The organism is Streptomyces sp. NPDC001732 (assembly GCF_053596315.1).
Map to the genome: position 1 here is coordinate 77022 of NZ_JBSFFY010000004.1, position 12259 is coordinate 89280.

At 73.1% G+C, this 12259-nt stretch carries 12 protein-coding genes; 2 read left to right on the forward strand and 10 right to left on the reverse strand.

Annotated features, from left to right (window positions below; translation table 11 throughout):
* Positions 1-4 precede the first annotated feature (4 nt).
* From ACWCXX_RS06820 to ACWCXX_RS06835, 4 genes are all read right to left on the reverse strand, one after another.
* Positions 5-1129 carry a TIGR03364 family FAD-dependent oxidoreductase gene (locus ACWCXX_RS06820; RefSeq protein ID WP_451125058.1) on the reverse strand — a complete coding sequence of 375 codons (1125 nt, stop codon included), beginning with the start codon at positions 1127-1129 and terminating at the stop codon, positions 5-7.
* Positions 1130-1297: 168 nt separating this feature from the next.
* The gene (locus ACWCXX_RS06825) at positions 1298-2068 is read right to left on the reverse strand and encodes a GntR family transcriptional regulator (protein ID WP_451125060.1); all 771 of its coding nucleotides are present in this window, start codon (positions 2066-2068) and stop codon (positions 1298-1300) included.
* 186 nt (positions 2069-2254) lie between these two features.
* A complete protein-coding gene (locus ACWCXX_RS06830) occupies positions 2255-3367 on the reverse strand; it encodes a hypothetical protein (RefSeq protein ID WP_451125062.1) in 1113 nt (370 codons plus the stop codon).
* A 490-nt stretch (positions 3368-3857) separates the two neighbouring features.
* Entirely contained in the window at positions 3858-5090 is a 1233-nt protein-coding gene (locus ACWCXX_RS06835; protein ID WP_451125064.1) for an ROK family transcriptional regulator, read from the reverse strand.
* A 72-nt stretch (positions 5091-5162) separates the two neighbouring features.
* Between ACWCXX_RS06835 and ACWCXX_RS06840 the strand changes: the two genes are divergently transcribed.
* Complete coding sequence (locus tag ACWCXX_RS06840; RefSeq protein WP_451125066.1) at positions 5163-6275, forward strand: Gfo/Idh/MocA family oxidoreductase; 1113 nt, start codon at positions 5163-5165, stop codon at positions 6273-6275.
* Positions 6276-6335: 60 nt separating this feature from the next.
* Positions 6336-6815: a heme-degrading domain-containing protein gene (locus ACWCXX_RS06845; RefSeq protein WP_451125068.1), complete on the forward strand. Its 480-nt coding sequence runs from the start codon at positions 6336-6338 to the stop codon at positions 6813-6815.
* A 237-nt stretch (positions 6816-7052) separates the two neighbouring features.
* On the opposite strand, the gene ACWCXX_RS06850 is transcribed toward ACWCXX_RS06845, so the two are convergent.
* The 6 genes from ACWCXX_RS06850 to ACWCXX_RS06875 all read right to left on the reverse strand — a co-directional run bounded on the left by ACWCXX_RS06850 (position 7053) and on the right by ACWCXX_RS06875 (position 12188).
* Positions 7053-7913: a fumarylacetoacetate hydrolase family protein gene (locus ACWCXX_RS06850; RefSeq protein ID WP_451125070.1), complete on the reverse strand. Its 861-nt coding sequence runs from the start codon at positions 7911-7913 to the stop codon at positions 7053-7055.
* Positions 7914-8116: 203 nt separating this feature from the next.
* On the reverse strand, positions 8117-8887 hold the full coding sequence (locus tag ACWCXX_RS06855) for a YidC/Oxa1 family membrane protein insertase (RefSeq protein ID WP_451125072.1): 771 nt from the start codon (positions 8885-8887) through the stop codon (positions 8117-8119).
* 123 nt (positions 8888-9010) lie between these two features.
* A complete protein-coding gene (locus ACWCXX_RS06860; protein ID WP_451125074.1) occupies positions 9011-9343 on the reverse strand; it encodes a DUF6412 domain-containing protein in 333 nt (110 codons plus the stop codon).
* A 215-nt stretch (positions 9344-9558) separates the two neighbouring features.
* The gene (locus tag ACWCXX_RS06865) at positions 9559-11169 is read right to left on the reverse strand and encodes a sodium:solute symporter family protein (RefSeq protein WP_451125076.1); all 1611 of its coding nucleotides are present in this window, start codon (positions 11167-11169) and stop codon (positions 9559-9561) included.
* On the reverse strand, positions 11166-11324 hold the full coding sequence (locus ACWCXX_RS06870; RefSeq protein ID WP_389102928.1) for a DUF3311 domain-containing protein: 159 nt from the start codon (positions 11322-11324) through the stop codon (positions 11166-11168). The genes ACWCXX_RS06865 and ACWCXX_RS06870 overlap by 4 nt, the downstream gene beginning before the upstream one ends.
* Positions 11325-11411: 87 nt before the next feature.
* Positions 11412-12188 carry a class E sortase gene (locus tag ACWCXX_RS06875; RefSeq protein ID WP_451125078.1) on the reverse strand — a complete coding sequence of 259 codons (777 nt, stop codon included), beginning with the start codon at positions 12186-12188 and terminating at the stop codon, positions 11412-11414.
* Between the last annotated feature and the right edge of the window lie 71 nt (positions 12189-12259).

Consider the following 12259-nt stretch of genomic DNA (forward strand, 5'->3'; position numbering starts at 1 on the left):
TTCTTCACCAGCCCAGTTCGTCGGCGGTCGTTTCGGCGATGGCGGGCGAGCAGGTCATGCCCCGGCCGCCCGGCCCGGTGACCAGCCAGACGCCGTCCCGCACCTGCTGGCGGTGGACGACCCGGCTGGTGTCGGCGCACTGGGCGTAGACCCCGGCCCAGCGGCGACGGATCCTCGGCAGCGGGCGGCCGAGGAAGGACTCGACGACTCCGGTGAGGTGCTCGTACGGCTCCTCGACGGTGTCGAAGGAGAAGGGGTGCTCGTACTCGTGGGTGTCGCCGATGGTCAGTCCGCCGTCGCGGCGCTGCACCATCAGCAGCTGCATGCCGTGCGCCGCCGCGGTGGGGGCCTGCGCCTGCTCGGCGTCGAGGGTGTCGAGCGCCTCGCTCCGGTACGCCGGGTAGTAGCGGAAGCTGTCCGCGTCGGCGACGGAGGTGGTGAGCGGCTCGCCGAGCGGGTCGGTCTGCATCATCTGGAGCCGGACGCGGCGCACTGGGAGGTCGGGGCCGGCCAGTTCGCGGACGAGGCCGCTGAGCCAGGCGCCGGTCGCCAGGATCACGGCGTCGCCGGTGTGCGCGTCGCCGTGGTCGTCGCGGACGGAGGCGGTGCCCACCACCTCACGGACCTCGCGCCCACCGAGGAACGTGTACCGGCCGGACTTCAACAGCTCCTTCTTCAGGGCCAGTTGGGCGGTGCGCGGTTCGACCGCCGCGTCCCGCTCGCACCACAGGGCGGCGGTGAACCCACCGCGCAGCGCGGGGTTGATCGCGCGTGCCTCGTCGGCCGTGAGCAGCTTGTAGCCGCGCGCCGCCGCGTCGGGCCGGGCGACGGCCGCCTCGGCGACCGCGATCTCCAGCCCGGTACGGAGCGGGGTGAGCGAACCGCAGGCCCGGAAGCCGAGGTCCGGGACCCGTGCCCCGATGCCCTCCCACAGCTCACGGGCGCGCAGCGCCGTCTCCAGTTCCTCGCCGCCGGCCCGGCCGCTGACCCATATCTGTCCGAAATTGCGGAGCGATGCCCCGCGCGCCTCGCTCTCGCGCTCGATCTGTACGACCTCGTGGCCGCGGTTCACTGCGTGCCAGGCGTGCATGGTTCCCACCACGCCGGCTCCTACGACGATGACTCTCACGACGGCCACGCTCCTCGGGGCCGGTGACCCGGACTGATCCGTACGGCAACGGGATGGTGAACCGGACCCCAAAGTTGGCCTAGACCCGTTACCTTCTCGTTATCAAGGCGGGGCGGCCGGACGGACGGGGCTTTCCACCACCGCCCGCCGGGACGCCCGCGAAAGCGCTCAGTTGCCGTCCTGCGCACCCAGGTGCGCGCTGAAGGAGAACCTGTCGCCCCGGAAGAGGGTCCGCACGCGTTCCAGCGGCTTCCCGTCCGTGTCGCGCGAGATGCGGTGCATCAGCAGCATGGGCAGCGCGGGCGGGGTACCGATGAGCAGCGCCTCGCGCGGCGTGGCGAGCACGGTCTCGATCCGCTCGTCGGCGTCCCCGAAGGGAATCCCGAGCCGGTCGCGGAGATAGGCGTAGAAGGACGAGTCGGGGTCGAAGTCCCGGTCCAGGTCCGGTACGCGGGCGACGGAGACGTACGTGCTCTCCAGCCCGACCCGGTCGTCGTCGGCGAGCAGCACCCGCTCCAGGTGCCAGACCGGCTCCCCGCGCACCACCCCGATGTCGGCGGCGAGCGCCTCGGGGCAGGAAAACCGCTCCAGCCCGATGAGGCGACGGCCCGGCGTACGGCCTTGGCGGCGCACGCCCTCCGTGTAACTCGCCAGCGAGAGCGGCTGTTCGAGCTTGGGCCCCGCGACGACCGTGCCGCGCCCCTGACGGGCGAGCCGTCCCTCCAGCAGGAGTTCGCGCAGCGCCTGGCGCACCGTCTCGCGCGAGACCTCGTAGCGCTCGGCGAGGTCGCGTTCGGTGGGCAGCATGCCGCCCTCGCCCAACTCCCCTATGAGCGTGGATACATGAGCCTTCACGGCGTAGTACTTGGGGATGCGGCCGTGCTCCGGGATGCCGGAACGGATGGGTGCGCCAGGTGTCTGGTCGTGCGGGTAGTCCACGGCGCGATGGTGGCAGACGGACATGAACGGCGGTGAACGTCCAGGGGCGGGACGGTGAGTTTCCGGAGTACGGGAGCGGGTCGGCGGGGGCGGGTTGCCGGGGGTGGGGTGCCGGGGTCGGCAGCGCTCGCGCCCACCCGGCAGGTCACGGAGCGGCCAGGGGTGGTGCGGTCAGGGACAGGGCGGTCAGGGGCGGCGCGGGCGGCGGGTCCGGATCACCACGGCCCCGGCGCCGATCAGCAGCCCGGCGACGGTGAAACCGGACAGCGGGGCGAGGACGGGGCCGGTCTCGGCCAGTTCCGGCAGACCGTTCCCCGTCGGGGGCCGGCCGGGCGCGAAGGGGCGCGGGGCGTCGGCGGTGGCGTCGGGCCACGTCCCGTCCGTCCCGTCCGTTCCGTCCGCCCCTCCGGTGTCGTCGAGGTCGCCGCTGTCGCTGTCGTCGACGACGGTGAAGAAGTAGTCGTCGGACTCGCCGACCCAGGCCCCGTCGTCCCCGTCCGACCCGCTGGCCGCACCGCTCGCCGCGTGCTGCCGCTGGACGATCGCGGCGTTGGCGGTGATCCGCCCGGGGCGGGTGTCGGAGGTGAAGGCCATCCGGACCTGGACGGTGACGGTGTGACCGGCGGGGACGGTGAAGCCGTCGAAGTCGTCGCCGTCGCCCCCGAAGACGCCGATGTGCTCGTCCCGGTCGGTGGTCTCCCAGGTGACGCGGTGCTCCGTGCCGGGCCGGTCCTGCTCGGAGAACTTCAGCTGGATCTGGTCGGAGGTCAGCCTCCGGTCCTCGTCGATGAGGACGAGCACGGGGTGGATGGCCCGGCACGACTCGGTGGTGGTGTTGGTCAGGTCCAGGAACCAGGTTCCGTAACCGCCGCCGGACGCGTAGGTGTCCGGGCCTCCGTGGATACGGGTACGGATCGGGAACTCGTTCGCCGCCGGATCACCGCAGGCGGGCTGCTGATCGGCGGCGGTGGCGTCCGGCGCCGAGACCGGGGTGGCCGAGGAGGCGGCGGACGCGCCGGACGTGCCGCCCAGGACGACGGCCGGAACGACGCTCGCCGCGGCCAGCCCGAGCGCGAGCCCGTGCCGGGTGCGCCCGGGTGCCGGCGGGGAGGTGGGAGGACGTGCCGGGGTGCCGAACACGGAGATGGACGCGGCGGAGGTCAGGGGGACGGACGTGGGGCTCGTCGTGGGGATGGAGGCGGGGACGACGGCGGGGACGGCGGGGTTGGCGGCGGGGACGGGCCCGGGGGTGGAGGTGGCCCGGGAGGGCGCGCCGGAGGGGGTCGGTGCGGGGGGCATGTGGGGATCACCTTCACTGCTCGCTGTGCGGTCGGCCGGGGCGTCCGCGGAGTGCCGCCGTGCGCCCGGGGGCGGGGCCCTGGGCATCCGGCGCACACGGCCGGAAGGCACCGGGACGCCCCGGCGGAAGGCCCCCGCCCCTCAGGGCCTGGCAGGGGAGAGCCGCTCGGGCGTTCCGGCGACACCGCGGGCATGCGGGCCGGGCGCCACGGACCGGGCCCCACGGGCGGGACGGGACATCGCGGACACCCACTGGGCCCGTACGCCGGAGTTCACCGGTTCTGGCATCGCGACGCTGCCACGCACGCGCGAGGCGAGCACCTCCGACATGCCGCGGTGCCGCCCGGTCGGCTGTCCTGATCCGCCCGATCGGCCCAGCCGGCGGCGCGCCGACCCCGTTCCTCTCCCGACTCATGCATCTCTCGCACCTCGACCGCCCCAATCACCCACTCCACCCCATGGGTCACACCCGTCACACCTGTCACACCTGTCACACCCGGTTCGCCGCTCGGGCCCCGCCCGTCGCAACCGCCCCCACGACCCCCTCCGCACCACCCATTCGGCCGAACAGCGGGGCCAGGATCAGTTGGGCGGCCCCCTCCGCGACCGGCCGGTCCCCTCCCCCGGCGGCGGTGACCGGCACCGCCGCGTCGGTGCCGCCCCGCCGGGCGCGCTCGTCGATCACGGCGCGCACGCCCCGTACGTACGTGTCGGGATCGGCCGCGACGGTACGGCCGCCGAGCACCACCCGGTCGATGTCGAGGAGCCCGACGAGGTTGGCGGCGCCGGTCCCCAGCACCCGGGCCGCCTCCGCGACATCGCCGCGGGCGACGGCGGCGAGGCAGAGTGCCTCGATGCAGCCGCGCCCCCCGCAGCCGCACTCCGGCCCGTCCAGCCGGATCGTCTGGTGCCCGAACTCACCGGCCCCGGTGCGGGCCCCGCGGTGCAGCTCCCCGCCGAGGAACAGCCCGGCGCCGAGCCCGGTCCCCAGATGCAGGTACGCGAAGTCGCCACCGCCCACCGCGTCACCGCCCACCGGGTCATCGCCGCCGCCCACCGTCCGCAGGGCGAGCCCGAGGGTGGCGGCGTTGGTGTCCTTGTCCACGACGACGGGCAGCCCGGTCCGTACGGCGAGCGCGTCCCGCAGCGGATACCCGTCCCACTGCGGGAACCCGGTGACGCGGTGCAGCACCCCGCTCCGGTGGTCCAGCGGCCCCGGCACCGCCGCACCGACCCCGAGCACCGGCCGGCTCCCCCGCACCCCTTCCGCACCGCCCCCCGCACCCGCACCCACGCACTCGTCCGCGCCCCGTATCGCCGCGACCGCGTCCGCCGCAGCCGTGAGCACCTCGTCCGCCGGGGCGCCGAGGTCCAGTGGGGCGGTACGGCTCGCGACGACCGTGCCGGACAGGTCGACGAGCACCGCCGTCAGTTCGTCGCGGTCCAGGTGCAGGCCGACCGCGTGCCCGGCGTCCGGCACCAGGCGCAGCACGGTCCGCGGCTTGCCCCCGGTGGAGGCCCGCCGGCCCGCCTCGGCGGCCAGGCCCTCGGCCCGCAGCCGGGCCGTGATCTTGCTGACGGCCTGCGGCGTGAGCCCCGTGCGCTCGGCGAGTTCGAGCCTGCTGATGCCGTCCTCGCCCGCCACCCGCAGCAGGTCCAGCACGAGCGCGGCGTTGTGACCGCGCAGCGTCGGCAGGTTCGCGCCGCTGTTACTCCTGTGCACCGTCCCTCCTGTTCACGGCCCCATTGTCACCGTCGCTTGCACTTCGGCAACAGCGTTGCTTAAGTGACGGGCATGACTGGCACCGCGACTCACCGGACCTCCGAGCCGTCCGGGACCCCTCTGCGCGTCGGACTCGTCGGTTACGGCCTGGCGGGGTCCGTCTTCCACGCCCCGCTGATCGCCGCGACCGACGGGCTCGTCCTCGACACGGTCGTCACCGCGAACGAGGAGCGGCGGGACCGGGCACGCGCCGAGTTCCCCGACGTGGCGTTCGTCGCGTCGCCGCAGGAGCTGTGGGAACGTGCGGACGGCCTCGACCTGGTCGTGATCGCCTCGCCGAACAGGACCCACGTCCCGATCGCGACCACCGCGCTCGAAGCCGGTCTGCCCGTCGTCGTGGACAAGCCGATCGCCGGCACGGCGGCCGAGGCGCGCGAACTCGCGGCCCTGGCCGAGGAGCGCGGGCTGCTGCTCTCGGTCTTCCAGAACCGCCGCTGGGACAACGACTTCCTCACCCTCTCCCGGCTGATCGCGGACGGTGCACTGGGCGACGTGCAGCGCTTCGAATCCCGCTTCGAGCGGTGGCGGCCACGGCCGAAGGGCGGCTGGCGCGAGTCGGGCGACCCGCAGGAGATCGGCGGGCTGCTGTACGACCTGGGGAGCCATGTCGTCGATCAGGCGCTCGTGCTGTTCGGACCGGCGGTGCGGGTGTACGCGGAGTCCGACGTGCGCCGCCCCGGTGCCGCCGCGGACGACGACACGTTCGTCGCGATCACCCATGCGAACGGGGTCCGCTCGCATCTGTACGTCAGTGCCACGGCGGCGCAGCTCGGCCCGCGCTTCCGGGTACTGGGCAGGTCCGCCGGCTATGTGAAGTACGGCCTCGACCCGCAGGAGGCCGCCCTGCGGGCGGGCGCGCGCCCGACAGCGGACCGGCCGTGGGGCGAGGAGCCCGAGGAGCTGTGGGGCCGGCTCGGCGCGGGCGAGTCCCCGCTGACGGGCGGCGGCACCCCGGTCCGTACCCTGCCGGGCGACTATCCGGCGTACTACGCGGCGGTCGCCGACGCACTGCGTGGAAAGGGTGAGAATCCAGTGACCGCCTTCCAGGCCGCGACGGCCCTTGATGTCCTGGAGGCGGCCCGCCGCTCGGCCCGCGAGGGCGTGACCGTGTCCCTGCCCGTCTGACCGCTTCCCCCACCAACCCCACCCCACCCCACCCCGCCTCCGCCCCGAGGAGCAGCCCGTATGAGCCCCACCGCTCCGACCATCTCCGAGCTCATCGCGCAGGAACGCCGACTGACGCTGCCGCACTTCGGCTACGACGACGCGTACGCGCTCGGCGACCTGCTCGTCTCGATGGCCCGGCAACGGCACGCGCCGGTCGCGATCGACATCCGCCGCGGCCCGCAGCAGCTGTTCCATGCCGCGCTGCCGGGTTCGAGCGCGGACAACGACGCCTGGATCGACCGCAAGCGCAGGGTCGTGGAACGGTACGGCGAGAGCTCGTACCTGGTCGGTACCCGGTTCCGGGCGAAGGGGACGACGTTCGACGACTCCTCGCGCCTGGACCCGGACGTCTACGCCGCGCACGGCGGTTCGTTCCCCATCGCCGTCGAGGGCGCGGGCGTCATCGGTTCGGTGACGGTCTCGGGCCTGCCCCAGGCGGAGGACCACGCCCTGGTGGTCGAGGCGCTGGAGCGGTTCGCGGCGACGCTCGGCGGGTGACGCGGAGGAGGGGTGGGGTGCCGCTCGCCCGGCGCCCCACCCCTCCGATCTTTACGCCTCTTCACGCCCTCATGGGCTCCGGGCGAAGGCGGTCACCCACAGTGAGCCGGGGCGGCCGGGGATCCGAGGGTGCCCGGGGATCCGAGGGCGTCCAGGGCGTCCGGACAGAGGGCCCGAGGTCGTCCGAGGCATCCGGGGCGCGTGCGGGGCGTCCGGGAGGCCGCCCCGCGCCGTCGGCTACGCGTCCTTGAGTTCCTGCCGCTGCCGCCCCAGCCCCGCGATCTCCAGCTCCACGACGTCCCCGGCCCGCAGGTACGGCTTGGGCTCGGGCCGGCCCAGGGCGACCCCGGCCGGGGTGCCGGTGTTGATCACGTCGCCCGGGTAGAGCGTCATGAAGTGGCTCAGGTAACGGACCACCTCGCCCACCGGGAAGATCTGGTCGGCCGTCGTGCCGTCCTGCTTCAGCTCGCCGTTCACCCAGAGCCGCAGCGACAGCGCCTGCGGGTCGGCGATCTCGTCCACGGTCACCAGCCACGGCCCCAGCGGGTTGAACGTCTCGCAGTTCTTGCCCTTGTCCCAGGTGCCGCCGCGCTCGATCTGGAACTCGCGCTCGGAGACGTCGTGCGACGTCGCGTACCCGGCGACGTGCGCGAGCCCCTCCTCGGCGGACTCCAGGTAGCGGGCGGTGCGCCCGATGACGACCGCGAGCTCGACCTCCCAGTCGGTCTTGACGCTGCCGCGCGGCACCAGGACCGTGTCGTCGGGCCCGACGACGGTGTCCGGCGCCTTGAAGAACAGGATCGGCTCGGCCGGAATCTCCGCGCCGGTCTCGGTGGCGTGGTCGTGGTAGTTCAGCCCGATGCACACGATCTTGCCGATCCGGGCGAGCGGCGGCCCTACCCGCAGCCCGTCGGCGTCGAGCACGGGCAGTTCGCCGGGCACGGCCGCGGCGGCCCGTACCCGGGCGAGCGCGGACGCGTCGGCGAGCAGCGCGCCGTCGATGTCGGCGACGATTCCCGACAGGTCACGCAGGGTTCCGTCCTCGTCCAGCAGCGCAGGTCGTTCCGCGCCCGCCGTACCCACACGAAGCAGCTTCAACGGTCTTTCTCCCCTTGGTCGAGATCGGGCCCGTCGGATGGGTGGCGGCCATCGCAGGCTTGTCCGATCGTCCAAGACATCCGATCACCCTGCAAGACCCTGTTCACAACCTGGACCAGCACCCCGTCCGAACCGCCTGCCCGGACCACTCGGACCACCCGTCCCGGCCGTGCCGCCTGTGCCGTTCCGACCGTGCCGCCCGCTCACCCGGCGGTGACCGCGGCGGCCCCGGCGGCCGGCATGTCCCGGTACAGGAAGACCCGTTCGACCGCGGTCCAGGTGGTGCTCGTGACGACGTACAGCGCGGCGGCGAGCGGTACGAAGGCCACGGTGAAGAGCGTGAAGAAGGACATCAGCGGCATCAGCTTCGTCATCGCGCCCATGCCCGGGACCGGCTGCCCGTCGGGGCCGGTGGCCGGGGTGACGGGGTTCGCGGCCAGCTGCCGCTTCGTACGCCGGAAGTTGAACGTGGCCACGGCGACGACGACCGCGAACAGGCCGAGGTAGACCAGTCCCTGCTCGCCGAACGGCCCGCCGTGCGCGAGCGCGTCGTGCCAGCGCTCGCCGAGCGGGGCGCCGAAGAGCTGGTGGCCGAGCAGTTCGTTGGGCTCGTCGCCGATCGTCCTGCTGGAGAAGAGGTGGTAGAGGAGGAAGAAGGCGGGCATCTGCAGCAGGCTGGGCAGGCAGCCGGAGAGCGGCGAGACCTTCTCCTCCCGGTGCAGTTCCATGAGTGCCTGCTGCATGCGCTCGGGGTTCTTGCCGTGCTTCTTGCGCAGCTCGGCGATCTGCGGCTGGAGCCTGGTGCGGGCCTTCTGCCCGCGCGCCGCGGCCCGCGACAGGGGGTGGACGGCGAGCCGTACGAGCGCGGTGAACAGCACGATGGCGGCGGCTGCGGACGCGGTCTGGAACAGCGGGTCCAGCGCGTCGGCCAACGCGCCGACCAGGGAGGCGAATGAGGACATGAAGACGGACATGGGTGAGCCCTCCGAGGGTCTCGTCGTGCCGGGGGAAGTACGTGATCGGCATGACGGACCGCGGGGAGCACCTATGACCGTCGGTGGATGCGCGCCTCGGCATCCACCGGCGTGAACGAGCCCCTACGCGGCCGCCGGAAGGGCGCGGCCGGGGGCTCGGGGGCGTCTGCGCCCCTTGGCGTCCGGGTCTCGTTGCGGCAGGAACGCGGTGCGTCTCTCCCGGTCCCGGATGGCGGTACGGACCCGGGTGCGGGGCACCGGGGCGGCACAGCGGGCGCTGATGAGCGAGGCGACGGCGAGCGCGGAACCGGCCGCGGCGGTGGCGGCGAGAGCGACCGCGGCGGAGAGGCTGCCGCCCTCGGCGAGCAGGATCTCGGTGACGAGGAAGAGCAGCAGTGCGGCGGGGCGGAGCAGGCGGGCGAGACCGTCGCGCAGACGGTTCGTGTCCCCGGTCATCGGTCCCTCCTCTCCTCGTCCCGTTCACACATGTGTGTGCTTACGCGCGTGCGTTCGGCTCTCCAGCCGTTATACACGATGGGTCCGACAGTGCCATCCGCCTTCGGGCACCGTCCCGCCCCACCCGCCGTCCGCCCCGGACACGTCAGCGCCCCGTCCCCGCCCCTGTCCCCGGACACGTCAGCGCCCCGTCCCCGCCCCTGTCCCCGGACACGTCAGCGCTCCGTACCCAACCCTGTCCCGGGTCCCGTACCTGCCCCTGCCCCGGGTCCCGGCCCTGGTCCCGGCCCCGCCCCCGCCCGGACACCGCCGCCGGGTTCCGCGTCCTGCGCCGCGGGCCGGATCTCGTCCCGGGCCAGCACCTCGTCGTCCGGCCGGTCGTCGCGCTCGCGCGGCCCCGCGTACGTCACGGCGAGCGCGACGGCGAGGTTGGCGCCCAGCGCCACGATGCCCGCGTTCACCCCCCACACCGGGTCGTTCTCCGTGAACACGAACCCGCACACCGCCCCCACGCCGACGACCAGCCCGCTCATCACCCCGAGCAGGGTCAGTCGCCGCCACACCAACCCCAGCAACACCATGGGGAGCAGTTGCGCCATGCCCTCGTACGAGATGAGGGAGAGCCGCACCAGGGTGTTCGGCGCGGTGTACGTGAGCAGCAGCGCCAGGCTCCCCGCGACCACGACCACCACCTGTGCGGCGCCCTTCTGCCGCCGCTCCCACCGGGGTACGAGCGAGAGCACGCTGCGTCCCCACATCGTGCCGATGACCAGCATGAAGACCGCCATCGGCACGATCGAGGAGAGCGCCGCGGCCACCCCGACGACACCGACGGTCCAGGCCGGCAGCGAGTCCACGACCAGCTTGAAGAGCGCCAGGTTGGACTCCGCCCCGACGAGCCCCGGCACGACGAAGAGGGCCGCCATGCCGAGCAGCATCGGTACGAAGAGCAGCACGTTGTAGGCGGGCAGCAGCATCGCGTTGCGGCGCAGCACATCGGCGTTCTTCGCCCCGAGGTAACCGGCCACGGTCGTCGGGAAGATCACCACGGTGAGGGAGTTGAGGAACGAGGTGGTGACGAACCACGCCTGTCCGAGCCCGCTGTCCCCGTGTCCGGGGAAGGTCAGCCACTCGCTCTTCTCCGCGACGAGCCGGTCGAGGAAGGGCCCGTACCCGTCGAAGTAGTGCATCGGCACGTAGACGACGAGGAAACCGAGCGTGGCGATCACGAGGACGTCCTTGAGCACCGACACCCACGCGCTGCCGCGCAGCCCGCTCACCACGACGAAGCCGGTGGTGACGGCGAAGGCGATGAAGTACGCCTGGTTCAGGCCGATGGCACCGTAGGAGATGGTCGAGACGACCACGCCCATGCCGGTGATCTGGAGCTGGATGTACGGCAGCAGGAAGACGGTCGCGAGCACCGCGACGAGCGCACCGAGCCAGGGCCGGCCGAAGCGGTGCGCCACCATGTCGGTGATCCCGACGAGCCCGTGCCTGCGCGCGTACGCCCACAGCATCGGTCCGACGACGTAGCCGATGGCGTACCCGCAGGACATGTACGCCACCACGTAGAGGACCGGCGCCCCGTAGTTGTAGCCCCATCCCGCGGCGCCCAGGTAGCTGAAGCTGGTGTAGCCCTCGCCGGCCATCAGCACCCAGATGAAGACGGTTCCCAGGCTGCGCCCGCCCACCGACCACTCGGCGAGACCTCCGCCCTCCCCGTTCCCGTTCCCCTTGCGCCGCCCGCGCGTGGCGAGCAGGCCGAGGGCGACGGTGACGACCATGAAGACCCCGAAGACGGAGGTCGCGACCGCGGCGTTCACCGGCGGTCCCCCCGCCGGGTCAGCCATACGGCGACGGGGGTCAGCAGGGTCGCCCCGAGCAGCCACACGAAGAGGAACGGCAGCCCGAGAACCACCGGGTGGACCCGGTTCACGAGCGGCAGCGCTCCCAGGTAGAGCACGTAAGGGACCAGCAACCACAACAACTGCGGACGTCGTCTGAGCACGTCAGGGAACCTTAGTGCGACCCGGCCGGCTCGTTTGGACACTTCCGGACACTCGGGTCATCGCATCCGGACATCCGTGAGCCTTCCCCACACGACGAGCCGGTACCGGGAGGTGAATTCGGGCGTGCAGGTGGTGAGCGTCACATAGCTGCCGGCCGTGTCGTACCCGGCGGACGGCTTCACGTCGCTGCGCGGCACCGCCGCGATGACCCCGCTGTCGCGGGCGCTGGTCCGGGCGAGGGTCCGGTCGACGGTGTACGTGTAGACGGCGTCCCGGGTCTCGATGCCGATCCGGTCCCCGCGCCGCAGCCGGTTGATGTACCTGAAGGGCTCGCCGTGCGTGTTGCGGTGTCCGGCGAGCGCGAAGTTCCCGGGCCGTCCGGGCTGCGCGGTGCCGGGGTAGTGCCCGACGTACCCCTTGTCGAGGACGCCCCGCTTGCCGACTCCCTGGGCCACGGGGGCGGCGAGCCCGAGCCGGGGAATGCGGATGACGGCGTACGCCCGGTACCCGCGAGGCACGGACGCGGCCCGCTCCCCGGACGAACGCCCGCCGCTCCCACGGCCCGCTTCTCCCCCTCCTTCTTCCTCCCCCTCCCCCGGTTCGCCCTCCGCGCCCCCGTGCCTCTCGTCCGCCCACTGCCTCTGGAGGGCCCGCACCTGGTCCTCGGCTCCGGCACGGGCCTGCCGGTTCGTCCACCACATCTGATGGACGACGAGCAGCAACAGGACGACACCGAGGGTCACCACCACCTCGGCAGCCGTCCAGAGCCCGCGCGCGACGGCCCTGCGCCCCCACGGGTTCCGCTGCACCACGACCGGTATCCGCTCCCGCACGGGCCGCACGATAAGCCCATCACCCGTAACTCTCCAGGGCCGGAACGCCCCTCCGCCCAGGAGCCGTACAG

Excerpts from the sequence above, each read along its gene's own strand:
- ACWCXX_RS06830 (WP_451125062.1), bottom strand. The coding sequence starts at position 3,367 with ATGCCCCCCGCACCGACCCCCTCCGGCGCGCCCTCCCGGGCCACCTCC.
- ACWCXX_RS06840 (WP_451125066.1), top strand. The coding sequence starts at position 5,163 with ATGACTGGCACCGCGACTCACCGGACCTCCGAGCCGTCCGGGACCCCT.
- ACWCXX_RS06845 (WP_451125068.1), top strand. The coding sequence starts at position 6,336 with ATGAGCCCCACCGCTCCGACCATCTCCGAGCTCATCGCGCAGGAACGC.
- ACWCXX_RS06855 (WP_451125072.1), bottom strand. The coding sequence starts at position 8,887 with ATGTCCGTCTTCATGTCCTCATTCGCCTCCCTGGTCGGCGCGTTGGCC.
- ACWCXX_RS06860 (WP_451125074.1), bottom strand. The coding sequence starts at position 9,343 with ATGACCGGGGACACGAACCGTCTGCGCGACGGTCTCGCCCGCCTGCTC.